Origin of the sequence: Streptomyces sp. NRRL B-1347, from assembly GCF_000720325.1 — a bacterium.
GTDB lineage: Bacteria > Actinomycetota > Actinomycetes > Streptomycetales > Streptomycetaceae > Streptomyces.
In genome coordinates this window covers 189,445-209,875 of record NZ_JOJM01000002.1, presented here as the reverse complement: position 1 = coordinate 209,875, position 20,431 = coordinate 189,445, and the positions used below count along the sequence as shown (strand labels likewise).

Annotated in this window: 17 protein-coding genes; 11 read left to right on the top strand and 6 right to left on the bottom strand. The window is 73.6% G+C overall.

Annotated features, from left to right (window positions below; genetic code table 11):
- The first annotated feature begins 135 nt into the window (after positions 1-135).
- The 3 genes from IG74_RS0102390 to IG74_RS0102380 all read left to right on the top strand — a co-directional run bounded on the left by IG74_RS0102390 (position 136) and on the right by IG74_RS0102380 (position 2,984).
- Positions 136-1,740: a beta-N-acetylhexosaminidase gene (locus IG74_RS0102390; RefSeq protein WP_030668711.1), complete on the top strand. Its 1,605-nt coding sequence runs from the start codon at positions 136-138 to the stop codon at positions 1,738-1,740.
- 120 nt (positions 1,741-1,860) lie between these two features.
- Positions 1,861-2,373, top strand: coding sequence for a hypothetical protein (locus tag IG74_RS0102385; protein ID WP_030668708.1), 513 nt, complete (start codon positions 1,861-1,863; stop codon positions 2,371-2,373).
- Between the two features lie 92 nt (positions 2,374-2,465).
- Complete coding sequence (locus IG74_RS0102380; protein WP_234334183.1) at positions 2,466-2,984, top strand: hypothetical protein; 519 nt, start codon at positions 2,466-2,468, stop codon at positions 2,982-2,984.
- A 78-nt stretch (positions 2,985-3,062) separates the two neighbouring features.
- Here the strand turns inward: IG74_RS0102380 and IG74_RS0102375 are convergent, their stop codons facing one another.
- Complete coding sequence (locus IG74_RS0102375) at positions 3,063-4,460, bottom strand: FG-GAP and VCBS repeat-containing protein (protein WP_158857380.1); 1,398 nt, start codon at positions 4,458-4,460, stop codon at positions 3,063-3,065.
- A 241-nt stretch (positions 4,461-4,701) separates the two neighbouring features.
- Between IG74_RS0102375 and IG74_RS0102370 the strand changes: the two genes are divergently transcribed.
- From IG74_RS0102370 to IG74_RS0102360, 3 genes are all read left to right on the top strand, one after another.
- Positions 4,702-5,592, top strand: coding sequence for a hypothetical protein (locus IG74_RS0102370; RefSeq protein ID WP_030668697.1), 891 nt, complete (start codon positions 4,702-4,704; stop codon positions 5,590-5,592).
- A 326-nt stretch (positions 5,593-5,918) separates the two neighbouring features.
- The gene (locus IG74_RS0102365) at positions 5,919-6,590 is read left to right on the top strand and encodes an RNA polymerase sigma factor (protein ID WP_030668695.1); all 672 of its coding nucleotides are present in this window, start codon (positions 5,919-5,921) and stop codon (positions 6,588-6,590) included.
- The gene (locus tag IG74_RS0102360) at positions 6,590-7,822 is read left to right on the top strand and encodes a hypothetical protein (RefSeq protein ID WP_051854450.1); all 1,233 of its coding nucleotides are present in this window, start codon (positions 6,590-6,592) and stop codon (positions 7,820-7,822) included. Before IG74_RS0102365 ends, IG74_RS0102360 begins: the two co-directional genes overlap by 1 nt.
- Before the next feature lie 417 nt (positions 7,823-8,239).
- On the opposite strand, the gene IG74_RS0102355 is transcribed toward IG74_RS0102360, so the two are convergent.
- The 3 genes from IG74_RS0102355 to IG74_RS0102345 form a co-directional block, all read right to left on the bottom strand.
- A complete protein-coding gene (locus IG74_RS0102355; protein WP_078868510.1) occupies positions 8,240-9,181 on the bottom strand; it encodes a L,D-transpeptidase family protein in 942 nt (313 codons plus the stop codon).
- A gap of 104 nt (positions 9,182-9,285) precedes the next feature.
- Entirely contained in the window at positions 9,286-9,783 is a 498-nt protein-coding gene (locus IG74_RS0102350; RefSeq protein ID WP_051854472.1) for a MarR family winged helix-turn-helix transcriptional regulator, read from the bottom strand.
- Positions 9,780-11,261 (bottom strand): FAD-dependent monooxygenase, encoded by a 1,482-nt coding sequence (locus tag IG74_RS0102345; RefSeq protein WP_051854449.1) that lies wholly within the window; start codon positions 11,259-11,261, stop codon positions 9,780-9,782. The genes IG74_RS0102350 and IG74_RS0102345 overlap by 4 nt, the downstream gene beginning before the upstream one ends.
- A gap of 37 nt (positions 11,262-11,298) precedes the next feature.
- Here IG74_RS0102345 and IG74_RS0102340 point away from each other — a divergent pair, with 37 nt between their 5' ends.
- Positions 11,299-11,949, top strand: a complete 651-nt coding sequence (locus IG74_RS0102340) for a TetR/AcrR family transcriptional regulator C-terminal domain-containing protein (protein ID WP_199818763.1) — start codon at positions 11,299-11,301, stop codon at positions 11,947-11,949.
- 259 nt (positions 11,950-12,208) lie between these two features.
- On the opposite strand, the gene IG74_RS0102335 is transcribed toward IG74_RS0102340, so the two are convergent.
- Positions 12,209-13,615 (bottom strand): alpha-2,8-polysialyltransferase family protein, encoded by a 1,407-nt coding sequence (locus IG74_RS0102335; protein WP_051854471.1) that lies wholly within the window; start codon positions 13,613-13,615, stop codon positions 12,209-12,211.
- 32 nt (positions 13,616-13,647) lie between these two features.
- Positions 13,648-14,628: a glycosyltransferase family 2 protein gene (locus IG74_RS0102330; protein WP_030668679.1), complete on the bottom strand. Its 981-nt coding sequence runs from the start codon at positions 14,626-14,628 to the stop codon at positions 13,648-13,650.
- Positions 14,629-14,826: 198 nt separating this feature from the next.
- Between IG74_RS0102330 and IG74_RS0102325 the strand changes: the two genes are divergently transcribed.
- The 4 genes from IG74_RS0102325 to IG74_RS0102310 all read left to right on the top strand — a co-directional run bounded on the left by IG74_RS0102325 (position 14,827) and on the right by IG74_RS0102310 (position 19,855).
- Positions 14,827-16,176, top strand: coding sequence for a DUF6716 putative glycosyltransferase (locus tag IG74_RS0102325; protein WP_030668675.1), 1,350 nt, complete (start codon positions 14,827-14,829; stop codon positions 16,174-16,176).
- Between the two features lie 98 nt (positions 16,177-16,274).
- Positions 16,275-17,570, top strand: a complete 1,296-nt coding sequence (locus tag IG74_RS0102320; protein ID WP_030668672.1) for an N-acylneuraminate cytidylyltransferase — start codon at positions 16,275-16,277, stop codon at positions 17,568-17,570.
- Between the two features lie 14 nt (positions 17,571-17,584).
- A complete protein-coding gene (locus IG74_RS0102315; protein WP_030668669.1) occupies positions 17,585-18,520 on the top strand; it encodes an N-acetylneuraminate synthase family protein in 936 nt (311 codons plus the stop codon).
- 186 nt (positions 18,521-18,706) lie between these two features.
- Complete coding sequence (locus tag IG74_RS0102310) at positions 18,707-19,855, top strand: hypothetical protein (protein WP_051854448.1); 1,149 nt, start codon at positions 18,707-18,709, stop codon at positions 19,853-19,855.
- Positions 19,856-20,431: the final 576 nt, after the last annotated feature.

Genomic DNA, 20,431 nt, shown 5'->3' with positions numbered 1-20,431 from the left:
AGTGGACGCCTTGATACGCGGGGCTGTGCGGGCTGTATGGGATATACGGGCTGTGTGGGCCGTCGGGACGGCGGGGCCCGCGGTGCCGGGTGCCGACGCGGTGGTCCCCGGTGCGACGGGGGGTGACCCGCGGTGATGCGGCGCGCGGCCCTGGTGGGCGGGGGCGTCGTCACGGCGGGCGCCGTGGTCGTCGCCCTGGTGGCCTGGCCCGACGGCGACGGCGACGGCGGGAGCGGACGGCGGGGCGGCCGGGCGCCCACGTCCTCCGCGGCCGCCGAGCCCACCCCCGAGCCCTCGCGGTCCTACGCCCTGTCCCGGGCGCCGCGGACCATACCGGCCGTGCGCGAGCACACCCCCGCACGCGGCCCCGGCTGGCGCCCCGGGCCCGGGGGCCGCGTGGTCGTGGGCGACCCCGGCCTCCGGGACGAGGCCCGGCTGCTCGCCGGTGAGCTGCGGCTTCGGTACGGGGGCGAGGCGCGGGCGCGCCCCGGCGACGTGCGGCTCGACCTGGACCGCGCGGCGAAGGGCCGGAACCCGGAGTCGTACACGCTCACCGTGAAGGACCGGACCGTCCGCGTCACCGCACCCGCCGAGGCGGGCGTCTTCTACGGCACCCGCACCCTCAAGCAGGCCGTGCGCGCCGACGGCGCCGCGCCCGAGGGCGTCGTGCGGGACGCGCCCGCGAAGCCGCGGCGCGGCTTCATGGTCGACATCGCCCGCAAGCACTTCTCGGCCGAGTGGATCGAGCGGCGCGTCGAGGAGCTCGGCGACCTCAAGTACAACGAGCTCGGCCTGCACTTCTCCGACGACCAGGCCTTCCGCGTCGCCTCGGAGTCCCACCCCGAGGTGGTGTCCGCAGAGCACCTCACCAAGGAGCAGGTGCGCCGCATCGTCGACCTCGCCGCGAGCCGGCACATCACCGTCGTACCGGAGATCGACTCGCCCGGGCACCTCGGCGCGGTCCTGAAGGCGCACCCGGACCTCCAGCTGCGGGACACCCGGGGCGTGGCGACGCGGGGAGCCGTGGACATAGCGAACCCGAAGGCGGCGCGGATCGTCGACGACCTGCTGCGCGAGTACGGCGAACTGTTCCCCGGCAGGCAGTGGCACATCGGCGCGGACGAGTACCAGGCCCTGGTCGTCCGCGACCCGGAGGCGGCCTATCCGCGCCTGGCCGCGGCCGCGCGCGAGCGGCTCGGCCCCGGCGCCCGGATCCAGGACCTGGCGACGGCGTGGCTGAACGACCGGGCGCGGGCGGTCGGCCCTGCGCGGTCCGTCCGGGCCTGGAACGACGGCTTCTTCCGCGGCGGCGTCACGGCTGCCGACGAGCGCGTCGAGGTCGCGTACTGGACCGGCAAGGAGCTCGGCGCCCGCGAGCCCGTCGAGTACCTGCGCGAGGGCCGTGACGTCGTCAACTACAACGACGAGTACCTCTACTACGTCCTGGGGGAGCCGAACGACTTCGCCTACCCCACCGGACAGCGCGTCTACGAGCAGTGGACCCCGCGCGTCCTGCGCGGCACCCGGCCGGTGGACCCCGCGTACGACGAGCGGATACTCGGCGCCGTCTTCGCCGTCTGGTGCGACCTCGCCGGGGCCCAGACGCAGGAGCAGGTGGCCCGGGGCATCCGGATGCCGCTGCGGGCGACGGCGCAGAAGCTGTGGGACGCGAGGGAACCGGCCAGGCCGTGGCGCGACTTCGTGACGCTTGCGGGGCAGGTGGAGGGCGGCGGAGCCTAGAACCCCCTCCGGAGTTTGAGGACGCGGTCCGGCGGGCCAACTAGGGGGGAAGAGGGCGGCCGCCTAGGGTGTGCGGCCACGGCAGCACAGGCACGGTGCGAGTACGACGGGGGCGGGGAGATGGGCTACTGGGGTTACTACGTCGTGGGAAGGAGCGCGCGCCCGCTGGGGGAGTGCACGGCGCTCGCGGGGGCGCGGGGCGAGCTCGCACTCCTTGAGCGGCGGCCCGACGGCTGGCAGGTGTGGGAGTGCCCGAGCAAGGCCACCGAGGAGGCCAGGGACGTCGGGAACATGAACACGCTGGCGGCCGAGACCGGCGCGCCCGCCCTCTTCGGCTACGTGATGGACAGCGACTGCGTCGTCGTCGAGGCGGCCGCGCCGGAGAGCGGCGCGTGGACGACGTGCCTGGCGCGCGCCGCGATGGCCGGGTACCTGGCCGCCGCCGAGCTGACCGTCGACGACTACTTCCTGGAGCCGCGCGACGCCGCCGAGCGCGCCGTCGCCTGGGCGGCCGAGGCGGGCCGCCGGGCGCGCTCCACGGCGCTCCTCGACGTGCTCCGCGCAGACCCCGAGCCGTCCGCGGAGCAGCTGTTCTTCCGGTTCCTCGACCGGCTCGGGGTGCTGCCGCAGTAGGCCCTGCCCGCCAGTGCTTTTCGGCCGCAGTGACGGAAACGGGCCGTCGGACGCTGTAAGGGCATGTGAAGCCAGAAGAGTCACGTGCGAGCTTGGTCGAGCTGATCGCCCAGGCCGATGAGACGGGTCTCGCCGCGAGCGGGCTCGCCTGCCTCGACCGGTGTGTGCCGCTGTTCGGCTCCGGCGTCGACGAACAGGTCCTCAGGCCGCTGTGGGCGAACCTCGCGGAGGGCACGGCGTGGGGCGGGGCGCTCGCCGGGGTGCGGCAGGCCCTCGAACCCGCAGAGGCCGCAGATGCCGCCGCGGATCCGGCGGCGGTGCTCGCCCGGCGGATGCTCGCCGCCGCCCCCGCCGAGCGCACCGCGGGCGCGCTGCGGACCTGGGCCGACGGCTGCTCCGCCGCCGCGCTCCAGATCCACCGCCTCCTCGACGCCACGGGCGAGGGCGTGGCACCGCTGGTCGCCGCCGAGCTGCGCCGCCAGATACGCGTCCTGGAACTCCTCGGCGCGAGCGCCCCCGGCGGCGGCCTGCGCCAGGTGCTCGACGTGTCGACGGAGGGCCGCAGGGTGCTGCGCGCGGTGGTCTCACGCCGCGCGAGGACCGCGCCGTAAGGGGGATCGCCCCTTAAGGGGCGCGGGGAACTGCGCGAGCAACCACACCGCACCCGCAGACGAGCACGGCACAAGCCCCTACGGCGCGAGCACCTGCCCAAGGCGAGCCCCCGCAGGAGTCCCGAGCTGAGCCCGCGCGTAGTACACCCCGCTGGTCCGCAGGACAGTACCGTCGGCCCCGGTATCCAGCTGAAGCACCGTCCCGTCCCCCTTGTCCTCGCCCTCGGCACCGATCGCGAGGTCGGGACGGCCGTTCCCGTCGAAGTCGGCGAGCGTGACCGACGAGCCCAGCCGGTCACCGGTCTCCGTGACACCGGGGACGTCCGGCTCGTCCTGGCTGACGGCCAGCGCTCCCGCGCCGGTCAGGCCCGCGCGCGAGCCCTTGAGGAGCAGCGACGTGCCCGCGTCCGTACGGGCCTTGCCCGCGCGCGTGATGTCCTCGCCGGGGGCGCCGGTGAGGACGTCCGCGCAGCCGTCGCCGTCCACGTCGGCCGCCGCGACCGACCAGCCCATCGCGTCGCCCGCCTCGGCCGCGCCGGGCACGCCCGCCGTGGCCTGGTGGACCGTCCGCGCGCCCGTGCTCGTGAGGCCGCCGGAGCCGCCGTTGACGACGGTGACCTGGCCGCCCGCGTGCGCGCCGGACTCGGAGGTGTAGGGCTGGCCGACGACCAGGTCGTCGTAGCCGTCTCCGTTCACGTCGGCCGCGGCGACCGAGCGGCCGCCGCGGGTGGCGAGCTGGCCGACGCGGCTGAGGCCCGAGCGGGTGCCGCGGAACCAGACGGCCTTGGCCTGGCCGGCCGTGTCCCGGTAGGTGAGGGCGACGTCCGCGTACCCGTCGTGGTTGAAGTCGCCGGACGCGGCGGCCGGGAAGGAGATCGCCTGCTCGGCTGAGGTGATCGTGCCCGCCGCCTCGTGGTCCGCCGAGAACCGCGCGGCCCAGCTGCCGCCCGTCCCGGTGGACGCCGCGAACACGTCCGCCTTGCCGTCCTTGTTGAAGTCGCCGACGGCCACCGCGGAGCCGAACCGCGCGCCGCCGTACGCGAAGTCCTCCGACAGCTGCATGTCCGTGCCCGAGGTGAAGGCAGGGCCGTACAGCATCGTGACGGCGCCGCGGTCCTTGTGGCCCGCGGTGTCGTCCTCGCCGGGCGCGCCGATGACGAGGTCCGCGTGGCCGTCGCCGTTCAGGTCGCCGCGGGCGGTGGCGGCGCCCCACTCGTCGCCCGGCTCGTCCAGGCCGGGGACGCCGGGGCTCGACTGCGTGAGGTTCTTGCGCGCGGTCGCGTCGGGGCCGCCCGCCGCGCCCGGCACGACGCTCAGGGCGCCCGTGCCGCCCGCGCGTGGCGCGCCCGCCACCAGGTCCGCGGCGCTGTCCGCGGTGCCGGTGGCCGCGTGGGCCACCGCTCCCGTGCCGCTGACGGCGGCGCCGCCGAGGACGACGCTGCCCACGGCGAGCCAGGCCTTGTGCTTGAGGGTCACGTACCCCACCCCTTGAGAACTCCTGAGCTCCTGAGCGAACTCCCGGTGAATCAACGAGTCCGTAAGACTTACGGGGGGCGCTGAGGGTTGTACGGGGTGGTGGGAAACGGCGCGTGATGTATCCCGCACTCCGGGGATGTGACATCCGCGCGGTGCTGTGCGCAGTGTTCATGAGAAACGTATGAAAAGTCCGACGGGCGCGTGGACGCGCGGGCAGAGCGGGGCGGAGACGGTGGGAACTGTGGGGCTGAGGACGGAGCGCGGGGCTCGGGGCGGCGCGTGCCGCCGGTGGGCGCGGGCCGCGGCCGTCGCGCTCGTGGCCGGTTCGCTCGTGTCGGCCACGGCGGCCTGCGGCGGCGAGCGGAAGCCGGTGCGGCTGAGCGGCGGCACGTTCGAGAAGGAGCTGCCCCGCGACGAGGCGCGCGGCCAGCAGCTCACCCAGCGGGCCGTGGACCTGATGAAGGCGACGCACTCGATGCGGATCAACCTCGTCCAGACCAAGGGGTCCGCGGCGGCCGGCGCCGCGCGGCGCCAGGAGGTGACGCTGCACGTCGACCGGGAGAGCAACTGCACCGGCACGGTCGAGCAGGGCATCATGCGCGGCGACATGATCATGGTGAAGGGGCGCGCGACGTACGTGCGCTTCCAGGACTCCTCCCTCGACACGCTGAGCTCCCTCGCCCGGCAGCGCGGCCCCCAATTCGCCGCGCAGATGGAGCGGCGCATCGGGATGCTGCGCGGGAAGTACGTGAAGTTCCCGACCGGCGACGGCAGTTCGGGCAAGCGCGTGATGCCGTCGGCGCAGTGCGACCTGGACGAGGTGATCGGCAACTTCGACGGGGTGGCCGGCACCACGACCATCCGCGCCCAGGAGTCCACGTGGCGCTACGGCCGCCAGGTCATCCCGCTGGTGGAGCGGCAGGACGGCACGGACACCACCGTGTACGTCGCGGCCCAGGGCAAGCCGTACCTGATCGGCATGGAGCTGGAGGAGCGCGGCGGCGACCGCATGACCATGCGCCTGTCCGACTACGACGAGCCGGTCGAGGCGAAGGCACCGCCCGCGGCCCGGACCATCGACGCGAACGAACTGGACGGCCTCGGCGGCGGCGCCGACCTCTTCGAGGTCTGACACACCGCACCGGAGGGGGGAACGTGGGAACGGCCGGGGCCGCCACCCCCCACAGGAGAGGCCCCGGCCGTCACACGGCACGAACCGCGTGGCGGTCCGTACTCCCTACTGCGTCCGGGGTGCGTTTTCTGTCACACCTCATCGAGTCACCCGCTAGTTGCGCGTTGTACAAACATGGACGTGCACCGCTTTCACGCCGTAGCGTGCAGTTTCGCGCCGTGTCGCGAGCCATCACCGTGGGCCGCCTCCGGGCGGACCGCGAGCGGCGGACGGCGCGCCATGAGACCCGTGAGAGCCGCGCCTTGCCAGGCGCAGAGGGGCCCGCAGTGCAGGGGGAGGACGACGCCGAGCTGACCGCCGCCGTACTCGCGGCGCAGGCCGGGGACGAGACCGCGTTCCGGACTGTGTACCGCGCCGTGCACCCGCGGCTGCTCGGCTACGTGCGGACGCTCGTCGGCGATCTCGACGCCGAGGACGTGGCGTCCGAGGCGTGGCTGCAGATCGCCCGCGACCTCGACCGGTTCAGCGGCGACGCGGACCGCTTCCGCGGCTGGGCGGCGCGCATCGCCCGCAACCGCGCCCTCGACCACATCCGCATGCGCGGCCGCCGCCCCGCGATCGGCGGCGACGAGACCGAGCTGACCGGCAAGCCCGCCGACGCGGACACCGCGGGCGAGGCCATGGAGTCGCTCGGCACCGACGCGGCGCTCGCCCTGATAGCCCAGCTCCCGCAGGACCAGGCGGAGGCCGTCGTGCTCCGGGTCGTCGTCGGCCTCGACGCGAAGAGCGCGGCCGAGACGCTCGGCAAACGCCCCGGAGCGGTGCGTACCGCGGCCCATCGCGGGCTCAAGCGGCTCGCCGAACTGATGGGCTCCGATGACGCCGCGCGGACGCGCGGCCTGGGCGCCGTACCCCCGCAGCCGGACCCGCACGGACGTGCGGTGCCCCCGTCCCCCTGTGTGACGCATTCGCGTACGCGGACGCAGAAGGACATGTGATGGCCGACGAGCAGGACAAGTGGCTGGACCGTGTCGCGGCGGAGCGTCTGCTGCGCGGCGAGCGGCCCGACGGCATCGGCGATCACGACCGCGAACGGGCCGAGCGGCTCGCCCAGACCCTCGCCGCGCTGTCCGCGGGCAAGCCCGCGAAGACCGGCGCGGACGGCGAGCTGCCCGGTGAGTGCGGCGCGCTGGCCGCCTTCCGGGCGGCGCGGGGCGGGCAGACGTTCGCTTCCGACGCGGAAGCGGCGAAGGGCGCGCAGGACGAGCAAGGGGCGGCGGGAGCGTTCGGGCCGGGCTTCGCCGGTACGGCCGGCGGTGCCGGTGCGGCCTCGGGCGGTGCGTCCGGTGTCGTCGGCGGCGCCCCCGACCCCGCGGGCGAGCCCGTGCGGATCGGCGGTCCCGCCACCGCGTCACGCCCCGTGCGGTGGGGCCGCCCCGTGCGGCTCGGCGTCGCGGCGGCCCTCGCGGCCTGCATGGCCGGCGGGGTAGCGGTCGCGGCGGGGGCCGGTGTGATCCCCTCGCCGTTCCACCGGGCCGACCGGGAGCCCGTCACCAGCGCGTCCCCCGTCCAGACGCCCGAGCGGCCGCTGCGCAGCCCGTCGACGGACGCCCCCGCGCGGCCCGACGAGGTGCCGGACGAGGAGGAATCCCACCTCGACGACGGCACGTCCGCCGATCCTGACGACTCCGCGACGCCCGACGACCGCGAGCGCTCCGGCGCCCCGGACGACGACGACGGCGGCGACGGCGACGGCCGGGGCGCCACGGGCTCGCCCGGCACGGACGGCGCCGACCCGGGCAAGGACGGCAAGCGGAACAGCCGCAAGTGGTACAAGCACGTGGTCTCCGCCTGCCGCGACTACCGCAGCGGTGCGCTCGCGAACGACAAGCGCCGCAGCCTGGAGGAGGCCGCGCGCGGCTCGGAGCGCGTGCGCGCGTTCTGCCAGCGGGTCCTGGACGGCAAGGGCGAGGACCAGGACGACGACAAGCCCGGCAACGGGAACGGGAACGGCGGCAAGCCCGGCAACGGCAACGGCAACGGCAACGGCAACGGCAACGGCAACGGCGGCGGCAACGGGGACGACGAGGACGACGACCACGGCGGCGGGCACCTGCCCGGCGGGGGCCACCACGGCGGCCGCCCCGGGGGCGGCAGCCACGTCCCGCCCGTCACCCTGCCGCACCACCCGCGCCCCGTTCCGTCGTACACGGCGGCCCCGGTCTTCTGACGCAGCCCGCCGCTGACGCGGGGTCCCCCAAGCCCGCCCCTTTCCCGAAGCCGTGGGGCCCGGCCCCCTGGACCCCCGGCAGATCGGCCTCCGGCCTCGTCCTCAAACGCCGGACCGGCTGGATGGTGCCGCCGCGCGCCGCATTCCGTCCGCGGGCGAGATGCGGCGCGCACCAGAGATCTTTCAGCCCGTCCGGCGTTTGAGGACGAGGCGCGGAGCGCCGACAGAGGGTGTGACGCAAGCCGCACCTCCCCCCTGTGACACTTTCCGGCCCCCCGGCGCAGTACAGAGTGAGCCGACTGGTCATCGGCCCGTGCACGAGCCGGGGTTCCCCCCGTACCTACGGCTCCGTGCCATTGGCGCGGGCGGAATTCGTTCCCCCGATTCCGCCCGCGCCCTCAACGCCGCCGGTCGTCGCTACCGGTAGATGACCACCCGGTCCCCGTCCCTGACCTTCTTGAACAGGTCGGCGATCCGCCCCTTGTCCCGGACGTTCACGCACCCGTGCGAGGCCCCGCCGTACCCGCGCGCCGCGAAGTCGGACGAGTAGTGCACGGCCTGGCCGCCGCTGAAGAACATGGCGTACGGCATCGGCGTGTCGTACAGGGTCGAGACGTGGTGGCGGGACTTCCAGAAGACCTGGAAGACGCCCTCGCGCGTCGGCGTGTACTCCGAGCCGAAGCGGACGTCCATCGTCGACATGACCTTGCCGTCGACCATCCACGTCAGGGTGCGGCTCTCCTTGCTGATGCACAGCACGCGCCCGGTCAGACAGCGCCGGTCGGGCTTCGCGGGCGGCATGCCGCCGTCCGGATAGAGCTCGTGGCGCGTCGGCTCGTCCGTCATGCGCACGAGCCGCGCCCAGGTGCGGGTGTCCGTCGCGCCGGTCGGGGCGAGGCCCCGCTTGCCCTGGAAGCCCTTGACCGCTGCGGCCGTCGCCGGTCCGTACAGGCCCGTCGGGTACTGGTGGAACCAGCTCAGGCGGCGCAGCCGTGCCTGGAGCTCGCGCACGAGCTCGCCCCGCTTGCCCTGGGCCATGATCACCGGCCCGGGTGGGGGCGGCGGAGGCGGCGGGGTCGTCCTCGGCCGGGGCGGGGCCGAGGGCGACGGCGGTGGTGTCGGTTCCGGCGCCGCGGACGGAGGCAGCTCCGCGCGCGAGACGGGCGACTTGATCTTCGGCGTGGGGGAGCGGGTGGGGGTGGGATCGGGGGTGTCCGAAGCCGTGCGCCTCGGCGGCGCCGCCTTCCCGTCGTCCTTGCCCGCCGTGCCGACGGCCTGCGCCGTGCACCCGCAGGCCAGGGTCAGCGCGACGACGGCCCCCGCCGTCGCGCGTGCCCTGGCGGTCGCGACCCTGCCCATGGATCCCCCATGTCACTTCGTGTCACTGCGATGGCCAACCCTCCGCAGTGTTTCCCACCCGCGAAGGATTGTGAACCACGCCTCGACGAAGGCCTGTTGGGGGCTCAGTGGTGCCAGGCCGAGCCGTTGACGTTGTGGATCATCCGCTGCAGGACCTTGAGCGCCCGTACGTACTCGGCGTCGTCGATGCCCTCGTGGATCTCCTGCCGGGTCTGCCGCTGCCGCGCGGCGACCCGCTGCTGGAGCTCGTGGCCCGCCTCCGTGCGGGCCAGCTTCCGCACCCCGTCCGCGGTCTCCTCGGTGAGGAGCTTCCGGCGGAGCAGGGCGTCGACGTTGTGCTCGATGCCGCCCTCGCCGAACTCCAGGTAGCCGCGCAGGACGTCGACGACGGCGGCGCGCTCGCGGGGTCCTTCGGCCGGGACCTGGTTGAGGATCCACCACTGCGGCTGGGTGAGGCCCTCCTCGGCGAGCATCGTGCGGATGTGGTGCACGACGGCCTGCCCGGCTGCCGTACTCCAGTAGCCGATGGGCTGGTTGACCAGGTCGGCGTCGCTGTGGGAGGGGGTGAATGCGGGCTGCGTGGCGTTCGTGTCGTTCGTCATGACCATGAACGTAGGACCTCAAGTTTGGTCGAGGTCAAATACTTCTGGAGATCCTCCTGGGGATTCCCCCGGGGGTCCGTTCCGCCCCGGCCCGCCCAGCCGACGTAGCCGTCCGGGCGGACGAGGAACAGCCCTTCGCCGTACCCGTCGAGGGCGTCCGCCCGGTGTACGTGCACCAAGTCGGCCTCGAAGGAGGGGAGTTCGGGCTGTGTGCCCACGGCGAGGAGGGTGAAGTGCGGGCCCCGGAAGGCGTCGAAGACGCGCCGCCCGGTGGCGAGGCGGCCGTCCGGGGCGCGGTCACCCGCGCGCACGCCCCCCTCGGGGAGCGGCGGCCGGGTGTCCAGGGACAGGGACGAGTCCTGGTACTCCAGGCCGAGCTGGCGCGTGGCCGCGCCCCTGCGGGCCTGGCCGCGGTGGATGCGGGTGGACAGGTCCAGCATCCGCGCGGCGTTGGGAAGGCGTTCCTCCTCGTACGTGTCGAGCAGGGCGTCAGGTGCCCCGTGCCGCAGGACGAGGCCCAGCTTCCAGCCCAGGTTGTACGCGTCCTGCACGCTCGTGTTGAGGCCCTGGCCGCCCGCGGGCGAGTGCACGTGGGCCGCGTCGCCCGCCAGGAAGACGCGCCCCGCGCGGAAGCGGTCCGCGAGCGCGGCGCGCGGCCGGAAGTCGGAGGCCCAGCGCACCTCGGTGACGTCCTCGGCCGCCAGATGGGTGCGCGCGGCCACGGCCTTGCGGACGCCGTCGGGCGAGGTGTCGGGCGCGCTGCCGTCCGTGAACCGGGCGGTGAGCTGGAAGTCGGGCGTGCCCGGCAGCGGGCAGACGGCGGTGAGGCCCGTGTCGCCCGACGGCGGGAAGATGTGCCAGTTGTCGCGGTCGAGCGCGCCCTCGCGGACGCGGATGTCGGCGACGAGGAACGGCTTGGGGTCGACGGTCTCACCCGTCATGCCGACCCCGAGCGCGCGCCGCACCGCGGAGCGCCCGCCGTCGGCGGCCACGGCGTAGGCGGCCCGGACCGCGGAGCCGTCCGCGAGGCGCGCGGTGACCCCGGCCGCGTCCTGGTCGAGGCCGGTCACCTCCGTGTCGAAGGCCACCGCGCCGCCCAGCTCCGTCAGGCGCGCGTACAGGATCTCCTGCGTGCGCCACTGCGGCAGCAGCCACGGCCCCGAGTAGGGCGCGGCCTCCGTGGTCTCCGGCTCGTCGAACATGCGGTGCTCGCCCTGCCGTACGCCGTCCGCCCACAGCATGCCCACGGGGGCCGGGCCGCCCGCCGCCAGGACGGGGTCGATGACGCCGAGGTCGTCCAGGACCTCGAGCGTGCGCGGCTGGATGCCCTTGCCGCGCGAGCCGGGGAACAGCCGCGGGGCCCGTTCGGCGACGAGCGCGGGCACGCCGCGCCGGGCGAGGTCCACGGCCAGGGCCAGGCCGGTGGGGCCCGCGCCCACGATGAGGACGTCCACTTCCTTAACGCTGTTAAGTGCCATACCCGGAGGATGCGCTTAACGGTGTTAAATTGTCAAGGTGGCTACGACACGACTGGACCGCGCCCGGGTGGCGCGCGTCGCCCTCGACCTGCTGAACGAGACCGGCCTCGACGGGCTGACCCTGCGCGCGATCGCCCAGCGCCTGGACGTCAAGGCCCCCGCCCTGTACTGGCACTTCAAGGACAAGCAGGCGCTGCTGGACGAGATGGCGACGGAGATGCTGCGCCGCATGACGGCGGACCTGGAGGGCGGCCACGACGGGGCCGACGAGGACTGGGCCGCCGCCCTCGCCCGGTCCATGCGAGGCCTGCGCAGCCATCTCCTGCGCTACCGCGACGGGGCGAAGGTCTACAGCGGCACGCACTTCACGGACATCTCGTACGCCGCGCCGATGGAGGCCCAGCTGCACCGGCTGACCCGCGCGGGCTTCACCCCTGGCACGGCGGCCCGCGCCTGGCTGACCGCGTACAGCTACACGATCGGCTACGTCATCGAGGAGCAGGCCACGGGACCGGACCCGGCGACGGGCGGCGACGGCTACGACCTGGCCGCCCGCGCCGAGCGCCTGAAGGACTACCCCCTGACAGCGGCCGCGGGCGAGGAGATGTTCCGAGCCTACGAGACCGGCTTCGAGACGGGCCTGGCGGCGGTGGTCGCAGGCATCGCCACGACCCTGCGCACACATTGAGCCGCGCACCAGCCAATTGAGCCGCGCACCAGCCAAATTGAGCCCGTCCGGCGATTGAGGACGAGCGCGTCAGCGCGACATTTCGAGCCGGTCCGGCGTCTGAGGACGAGCGCGTCAGCGCGATGCGGGAACGGGCAGGGGAAAACGGCGAGGAGGCCAACGGCGTGCGGGGTCGCGGGGTGCGCCAAGCACCCCGCACCCGCACACCCAACGGGGCCGCCCGGGCCGCCCGGCCCTCCGGAAGGGGCCAGCCCTGGGCTCAGCCCAGGGCAGCCCGCTTCAGGGACCGGGCCCGCCGCGCAACCTTCCGTACGGCAGCATTGCGGGGAATGAACGCCAGCTGCACCGGAATCCCACCGGGCAGCGCGAGCGCCGTCAGGCGGCGCTTCTTGAAGTACCGCCAGGTGCGGTCGTTGAGGTGCGCCGCCAGATACGCCTCGGCGGCCGGACGCAGGCTCGGGTAGATCTTGGGCTGCATGGCGAAGCCCACCGCGCGCACCAGACCGGTCAGGGCGCGCGGGTCGGGGCGCGCGCCCTGGCGGGCGACGGCGTCCCGGTCGGCCAGGTCCGGCAGCAGGGCGTCGACGAGCGTGACCGGGACGCGGTTGCTGTTCTCGTACGGCTTCAGGCGCTCCAGGAGCAGCTCCGTGCCGACGCGGGCCACCGGCAGGTCGTAGAACGCGGACGCGGTGAGCAGCGCGGTGGAGAAGCAGCCGACGACGAGCGCGGGCCGCATCCGCTGGTAGAGGACCTCCGCGAGCACCGGCGTGTCCAGGACCGTCAGCTCGACGCCGATCCGCTCGGCCTCCTTCTCCAGCTGCCGGGACCAGCGCGCGGGGGCCGTCGGGTGCGGCTTGAACACGACGCGGGTGTGGCCGAGTTCGGCGGCGCCGCGCAGCATGGTGGCGTGCAGCTCCTCCTCTTCCTCCGCGGTGAGGATGCCGAGCGCGGACAGGTACTGGCCGAGGAGCAGCGCCGGCTCGCTGATCCGGGGGAGCGCGTCGATGACGCCCGCGTGGGTCTCGTCGTCGGCGAGCTCGGCGAGGACCTTCACGAAGGTCTCGGTCGGTACGACCTCCTGCGCCACGCCGAACTCCGTGAGCAGCAGCGGCTTCAGGCCCGGCACCAGGTCGAGGTGGAGCAGCCGGCGCACCCGGGTGCCGACCAGCGGGTCGAGCTTGCTGCGGGTCGGGCCGTAGCTCATCAGGCCGTCGGCGTACACGTCGACGGGCGCGCCCTCGAAGATGCGCGCGACCGCGAGCGCCGGGTTCACCTGGATCGACTCGACGGCCAGCTCCACGCGGTCGTCGCCCAGGCCCCAGGCGAGGCGCACGTACCGCTCCCACAGCGGCAGGTCGTCGCCGCGCGGCGACCAGCCGCCGGGGTGGAAGGGGGAGATCGTCTCGTTCCAGGACACCACGTCGTCGAACCGCGTCCGCAGCTTCTCGAAGCCGGGCATCGTGGCGACGGACGGCGTGGTCTCGGGCGTCGCCGCGTTGTTGGCGATCAGCAGGACGCGCCGGTCGGCCGGGCCGAAGCGGTCGGTGTCCAGGGCGGCGGCCAGCGTGGCGATGCCGTAGAGCGTGGACGCCAGGAAGATCTGCGTGGTGCCACGGCGGTGGTCGGGCGTCGCGGCGGCGAGGGCGGCGGCGTGCGGATCGGGCACCGCGGACCCGGTGCCCGCCAGTCCGGCGGCGCTCACGCGGCCACCTCCCCGGCGCCGACCGGACGGCGGCGCAGGCGCCGCAGGCGGGTGGCCCGCTGGAGGTCCATGGAGTCGAGCGCCTCGTCGAGGACGCCCTGCGGCATCCGCTTGAGCGCGGCCGCGCTCAGCGTCTTCAACTTTCGCGCCACCGCTGGCTCGAACCTTTCGATTGATCCCAAGTGATGGGAGATGATCGCGCAATATGTGCGGACGGCCTTCGGAAGCAGCTTGTCCGCGTCGCGGTCCTCCGCCGTCTCCTTCACCACCTGGTCAAAGGCCTTGATGAAATCGAGCTGGCGCACATCGCCGATCTGCGTGAGCGACGACGACACGCCGCGCCGGTAAAAGACGCCCAAGAGGCTGACCGCCGCGAACGTTTCCGCCTCGCGGTGCAGCCGCCAGATCCACGGCCGGTCCTCGGCGGTGCGCAGACCGTGGGTGAAATGCAGCAGGCCGCGGTCGAGGAGCCGGCGGTGGTAGACGCCCGCCCAGGCGAACGCGTAGTCCACGGACGTGGACCGGTCCGCGGGCAGTATCACGTCGCGCGGGCTCATCACCACGCCGCGCCTGCCGTGCGGGACGCGGTGCACGCTGCGGGCGCGCGCCGTGCACTGCACATGGTCGGTGCGCACGAAGTCGCAGCCCAACTCCTCGATGGAGGCGACGAGTTGACTGAAGTACCCGGGCGCGAGCCAGTCGTCGCCGTCGAGGAACGTCAGATATTCGCCGCGGGCCGCGTCCAGGCCCGTGTTGCGGGCGGTGGCCAGGCCCCCGTTCTGCTCGTGTCTGAGGTGCACGGCACCGGGGAGCTCGCGCGCGGCCCGCTCCAGGATGTCCGGCGTCTCGTCCGCCGAGCAGTCGTCGACGAGAATGAATTCGAAGTCGTCACGCGCGTTCGCACGCAAAGACTTCAAGGTGTCGGGTGCGTATTGCTGCACGTTGTAGAACGGCACGATGACGGAGAGCTTAACCACGTGCGAGACGTTAGGTGTCGGCCCGGCATTCGTCTTGACCCGTGGTGGGATGTCAGGTGAACGAAGCGTGGCGGAATGGTTAACCGGGCCTGCCGTCACACATTTGCCAGGCCGCTTCGCCATTCGTCGGCACGCTGTTAACCGTTTGTTGCACCTGAGTTGGGCCACGAATCGGAATGCCTTCCTAGCGTCTTCGCTGTGCCAGTAAGCAACAAGACGACGCGGGTCGCCGTGCTCGCCGACTCCGACACCCGGTGGAAGTGGGGCGCGCTCACCGCGCGACGCCTCGTCGGAGCCACCGGGGCCCGGGCCGCCCCCGAGGACACCCCTCAGGACGTCCGCCTCGACGGATATCTGCTGCGCGGCCGGGCCACCCCGACGCCCCGCCAGCTCGACGAGGTCGGCGTGCGGGCGGACAGCCTGCGCGAGGTCACCGCGATCGAGTTCCTGAGCGAGATGCGCGGCCGGGCCGCGGAGTACGACGTGCTCGTGCTCGCCCTCGTCGGCGGCGGCGTCCAGGCCGTCCTGCACGGCCTCGCCCGCGACTGGTCCGGCGCCCGGCAGCGGCCCGTCGTCGTCACCGGCTACGTCGGCGTCGTCTACGAGAAGCTCGCCGACGGCCTGCTCCTGCGCCACGGCGCGGACGTCGTCCTCGCCAACTCCCGCCAGGACGCGGAGCGTTTCCGCGCGGTGTACGAGGGCGTGGGCGCCGACGCCGACAGCGTCACGGAGGCCGCCCTGCCGTTCCTCGGCGGCGAGCCGTACGCGCCCCGCGACCCCTACACGGTCGTCTTCGCCGCCCAGCCCTCCGTACCGGAGAAGCGCGCCGACCGCTCGTACCTGCTCGACCGGCTCGTCCAGCACGCGCGCCTGCACCCCGAGCGCGAGGTCCTGCTCAAGCTGCGCAGCAAGCCCGGCGAGCACACCACGCACATCGAGGAACTGCCGTACCAGAAGCTGGTCAAGGGCATCGACACACCGCCCAACTTCCGCCTCGTCTACGGGCACATGGGCGAGGTCCTCGACCGCACCGACCTGCTGGTCACGGTCAGCTCCACGGCCGCACTCGAAGCCCTGCACCGGCGCGTCCCGACGGCCGTCCTCACCGACTTCGGCATCCGCGAGGCGCACGGCAACCACCACTTCATCGGCTCGGGCTGCCTCGCCTCCTGGAACCAGCTCGACACCGGCCACGTCCCGGAGCCCGACCCCGCCTGGGTCGCGCGCCAGGGCGTCGCCGCCGACGGCACCTACGACACGGCCTTCGACGAGGCCCGCAAGCGCGTCGCGGAGCTCGTCGGACGCGCCGCCGACGGCGGCCTGCCGCCGCTCCAGCCGTACTACACGCAGGTCACGGCCCCCGGCTATCTGCCCGGCATCCTGGCCCGCCACCACCTCGGCCCCGACGGCGCGCCGCTGCCCGGCGCCCCCACCGCCGACCGCGAGCCGGGCCCCGTGCGCCAGGCCGTCCGCAGCGCGGCGCGCGGCGCCTACCGGCACGGGGTCCAGCGCGTCGCGCCGGTGATCCGGCGGATGGGCGAGCTGTGACCGGGCCGCACCGGGACGGCAGGGCCGTGATCCCGCAGCAAGGCCAGTACCCCCCACCAGGCACCCCTGACGCACCTGGCACCCCTGAAGGAGCCTCCATGTCCAAGCCCGAGGCGGAGGGCCCAGCGGCCCGCCGCGTCCTCGCCGTCATCCCCGCGCGGGGCGGCTCCAAGGGGGTGCCGGCGAAAAACCTCGCACCGGTCGGCGGCGTCCCCCTGGTGGCCCGCGCGGTCCGCGCGTGCACCGCGTCCCGCCTGGTCACCCACGTCGTCGTGTCCACCGACGACACGGTGATCGCCGAGACCGCGCGCGCCGCGGGCGCCGAGGTGGTGCTGCGCCCCGCCGCCATCGCGGGCGACACGGCGACCAGCGAGGCGGCGGTCCTGCACGCCATGGACGCGCACGAGGCGCTGCACGGCACTCCGGTGGACGTGGTCCTCCTCGTCCAGTGCACCAGCCCCTTCATCACCCACGAGGACGTCGACGGCATCGTCGAGGCGATCGTCGGGGGCGGCGCGGACACGGCCCACACCGTGGCCCCCTTCCACGGCTTCGTCTGGCGCGACGCGAGCGACGAGCCGCCCGCCATCGAGGGCGAGCGCACCGCCGCGGAGGGCGGCTCGACCAAGGTCGTCACCGGCACCGCCACCTCCGGCGGCTACGGCGTCAACCACGACAAGTCCTTCCGCCCCCGCCGCCAGGACCGCCCCCAGGACCTCCTGGAGACCGGCGCCGCCTACGGCATGGCCGCGGCCGGCTTCCGGGAGCACAAGCACCGCTTCTTCGGCCACACCGAACTCGTGCGGACCGACCCCGCGCGCGTCCTGGAGATCGACGACCCGCACGACCTGGCCCGCGCCCGCGCCCTCGCCCCGCTCTTCGACGCGGTGCGCTCGGGGGACGAGGCGTCGCTCCCGACCCGCGACGACATCGACGCGGTCGTACTCGACTTCGACGGCACCCAGACGGACGACAGGGTGCTGATCGACTCCGACGGACGGGAGTTCGTCACCGTGCACCGCGGTGACGGCCTCGGCATCGCGGCCCTGCGCAGGTCGGGCCTGGCGATGCTGATCCTGTCCACGGAACAGAACCCGGTCGTCGCCGCGCGCGCACGGAAGCTGAAGCTCCCCGTGCTGCACGGCATCGACCGCAAAGACCTCGCACTGAAGCAGTGGTGCGAGGAGCAGGGCATCGCTCCCGAGCGCGTGCTCTACGTCGGCAACGACGTCAATGACCTCCCGTGCTTCGGCCTCGTCGGCTGGCCCGTGGCGGTCGCGAGCGCCCACGACGTCGTGCGCGGCGCCGCACGCGCGGTCACCACCGTCCCCGGCGGTGACGGCGCGATCCGAGAGATCGCCGCCTGGATCCTCGGCCCCTCCCTCAACAGTTAAGGAAAGTTCCTGCCATGAGCACTACGGCCTCCGACAACCGCCTGCGCACCCTCGGTTCGAAGACCGCGGGCCCCGGTCACCCCGTCTACATCACCGGTGAGATCGGCATCAACCACAACGGCGACCTGGAGAACGCCTTCGCGCTCATCGACGCGGCCGCCGACGCGGGCTGCGACGCGGTGAAGTTCCAGAAGCGCACGCCGGAGATCTGCACGCCGCGCGACCAGTGGGACATCGAGCGCGACACCCCCTGGGGCCGGATGACGTACATCGACTACCGCCACCGCGTGGAGTTCGGCGAGTCCGAGTACCAGGCCATCAGCGAGCACTGCGCCAAGCGCGGCATCGACTGGTTCGCCTCGCCGTGGGACACCGAGGCCGTCGCCTTCCTGGAGAAGTTCGACGTCCCGGCCCACAAGGTGGCCTCCGCCTCCCTGACGGACGACGAGCTGCTCCGCGCCCTGCGCGCCACGGGCCGCACGATCATCCTCTCGACCGGCATGTCGACGCCGAAGCAGATCCGCCACGCCGTCGAGGTCCTGGGCTCGGACAACATCCTGCTCTGCCACGCCACGTCGACGTACCCGGCGAAGGCCGAGGAGCTGAACCTGCGGGTCATCAACACCCTCCAGGCCGAGTACCCGAACGTCCCGATCGGCTACTCCGGTCACGAGACGGGCCTGCAGACCACCCTCGCCGCCGTCGCCCTCGGCGCCACCTTCGTCGAGCGCCACATCACGCTCGACCGCGCGATGTGGGGCTCCGACCAGGCCGCGTCCGTGGAGCCGCAGGGCCTCACGCGCCTCGTCCGTGACATCCGCACCATCGAGGCCTCCCTCGGCGACGGCGTCAAGAAGGTCTACGAGTCCGAGCTCGGCCCGATGAAGAAGCTCCGCCGCGTGGCGGGCGTCGTCGCCGAGTCCGCCGACCGCGAGCCCGTCGCGGTCTGAGTCCCGACCGCCGCACGCCGACGGGCGGGCGCACCCCGCCCGTCGGCCCCCGGCGCCCCCGGGAGCGCGACCGGTGCCGCTCCCGCACCGCGCGTTCCCGGGTGGCCTGCGCACCACCCCACCGGCCCTCCCGCACGGGAGGGCCGGGGCCAGGACCGACCCGCCCCATCCCGCACGGGAGGATCCATGTCAGCACGGAGCGCACGGCGCGCCGCGAGGGCACCGCACGGCACGCTGGCGTTCGTGGAGTCGCCGGTGCAGCTGCTCAACGTGCTGGAGTGGGCGCATCTGTCCACGGCGCACGAGCCCGAGTCCGCGCCGGGCGACCTCACCCTGGTGGTGCTCGCCCCCACCGACCCCATGACCCGGGGCCAGCTGCGCCGCATGGCCGAACTGGCCCGCGCGGAGGGGTACACCGTGCGCTGGGAGGAGGCGCGCGGCGGCACGACCGCGCCCTTCCACACGATCGGCGGGCTCGCGGGCCCGCTGCGCAGGGCCGCCCGGATAGTGATCGGCGACCCCTTCTCGCGCTACGTGCAGCTCCTGCTCACCATCACCCGGGCGCCGGACCTCGTCGTGGTCGACGACGGCACGGCCACCATGGAGTTCATCTCCCAGCTGGCGAACGGCGAGCGCCTGGTGCGCTGGCACCGCAGGGGCGGCAGGCCGGGGCCCAGGGACATGGTCTTCATGCCCGTCTCGTCCTCGGCCCGCCGCCGTCTGACGCCGAGCCCCAAGGGCGGCCGCCGGGTGGAGGTCTTCTCCTCCATGCCCATCGAAGCGGCGCCCGACGGCGTCCGCGTCACGGCGAACTCCTTCGCGTGGACGCGCGCCCGCTTCGGCCCGCCGCGCATCACCAAGGGCGCGGACCTGGTCGGCACGTCCCTGGTGGAGACCGGCGTGGTGGACCTCGACCGCTACCTGGACGCGGTCGGCGCGCTCGCCCGTACGCACGGGGCGGCCCGCTACTTCGCGCACCGCCGCGAGAGCGCCGAGAAGCTGCACCGCCTCGCGGTGGAGACCGGCCTCCAGGTGATCCGCCCCGACCTCCCCCTGGAGCTGATCGCCCGCCGGGGCCCCATCGGCCGGACCATCCTCAGCTTCCCCTCGACCGTCGTCCACACCCTGCCGCTGGCCCTGGCCGGTACGGAGGTCAAGGTGGCGGTCATGGACATCGACCCCGCGTGGCTCACGGACAAGGCGTCCCCCCGGGCCCAGGGCTTCCTCTCCGGCGTCACCGGCACGGCCCGCGACGTCCACCGCCTGGCCGCGCTCCCGCACCCGGCCCCGGCCCTCCCCACCCAGCCCACCCGCCAGGCCGCGGCTCCGGCGTGACCGGGGCCGCCCTGTTCAACGCTTGTTGACAGCCCGTTGATCGCCCCGGCGCATCCTGTACCTGCAACCGCGCCACCGTCCCCAGACGCGCCCCGCGGCCACACCGCCCCACCCCACGCCCGGTCACATCGTGTTTGTCCCAAAATCCAACCGTTGTGTCCCAAACCGGCCGGGGGGTGGGGCAGGTGTGGATCCCGGGAGACCCGGCAAAACTTCCCGCTGCACAGCGTTATACGGATGAACCGCCTCCGTGCAGGGGTGGCCGAGTTTCGCCCCACCGGTTGCCCTTGCGGCATGCCCCTTCAGTGCTTGCTCGTGGAAATCAATCCCTGTTTCTGGTGACGAAACCGCCCTCGAAGAGCCCTGTAGACGCGCTCCACGGGGAGAGATGCGGTGGCCAGGACTCGCCGAGTGCGGACACGTTCAGTAACAGGTGCACATCATCGCCCGATCGAATGTGGCCTGAGTCACATTGACTGCTCGGATGCGCCGAGCGTTTACTCGCTCCCCTGTGAACATTCTGTGACGGTGTTCTGTAACTCTGGGGTGGGGTTGTGGAGTTGAGTCGAGGCGCGC

Coding starts and splice junctions, on each gene's coding strand:
- IG74_RS0102360 (WP_051854450.1), top strand. CDS start 6,590: ATGGCCGACGAGCAGGACAAGTGGCTGGACCGTGTCGCGGCGGAGCGT.
- IG74_RS0102385 (WP_030668708.1), top strand. CDS start 1,861: ATGGGCTACTGGGGTTACTACGTCGTGGGAAGGAGCGCGCGCCCGCTG.
- IG74_RS0102350 (WP_051854472.1), bottom strand. CDS start 9,783: ATGACGAACGACACGAACGCCACGCAGCCCGCATTCACCCCCTCCCAC.
- IG74_RS0102355 (WP_078868510.1), bottom strand. CDS start 9,181: ATGGGCAGGGTCGCGACCGCCAGGGCACGCGCGACGGCGGGGGCCGTC.
- IG74_RS0102310 (WP_051854448.1), top strand. CDS start 18,707: ATGTCAGCACGGAGCGCACGGCGCGCCGCGAGGGCACCGCACGGCACG.
- IG74_RS0102320 (WP_030668672.1), top strand. CDS start 16,275: ATGTCCAAGCCCGAGGCGGAGGGCCCAGCGGCCCGCCGCGTCCTCGCC.
- IG74_RS0102390 (WP_030668711.1), top strand. CDS start 136: ATGCGGCGCGCGGCCCTGGTGGGCGGGGGCGTCGTCACGGCGGGCGCC.
- IG74_RS0102345 (WP_051854449.1), bottom strand. CDS start 11,261: ATGGCACTTAACAGCGTTAAGGAAGTGGACGTCCTCATCGTGGGCGCG.
- IG74_RS0102315 (WP_030668669.1), top strand. CDS start 17,585: ATGAGCACTACGGCCTCCGACAACCGCCTGCGCACCCTCGGTTCGAAG.